The following is a 458-nucleotide window of genomic DNA, read 5'->3' on the forward strand; positions in this document are numbered from 1 at the left end:
AAAAAAATCTCAATGAAAATGAAGTTTTAGCTATCTCTAAGGTTCTTCTAGAAAGTAGGGGTTTTATAAAGACTGAGTTAAAAGATATGTTAGCAAAGCTCCTTGAAAACTGTATAAGCGAAGATAAAGATAAAATTGAAATAATTATTAGAAATGAGTTACATACCTATAAATCACCACAACACGGAAAGAAACTTTTAAGTAAGTTTTGGAAAAAAAGCAATGCTATAAAAGAACAAAAAATCTGTGGTATTGGGTATTTTAAAATAGGTAGTGATGGAAAATTACAAGAAGAAGTTTCGAAAAGAAAAGTTTGTCCACAAGGATTGTTATTTTCAGAGTATTATTTTTACCTGATAGCTTTTATTGAAGGAAAAAGCTATGAATACCCTGCTATTTATAGAGTAGACAGAATAAAAGATTTAGTCATTACTGATGAAAAATATAAAGTGGATTAT

1 protein-coding gene is annotated in these 458 nt (G+C 27.7%); it reads left to right on the forward strand.

The genetic code is table 11. The annotated features are described in order from the left end of the window. On the forward strand, positions 1–458 hold a 458-nt coding region (locus K0039_RS21220; protein WP_228106882.1), incomplete at both ends, for a helix-turn-helix transcriptional regulator.

This window comes from Terrisporobacter mayombei (assembly GCF_020748465.1).
Taxonomy (GTDB): Bacteria; Bacillota; Clostridia; order Peptostreptococcales; family Peptostreptococcaceae; genus Terrisporobacter; species Terrisporobacter mayombei.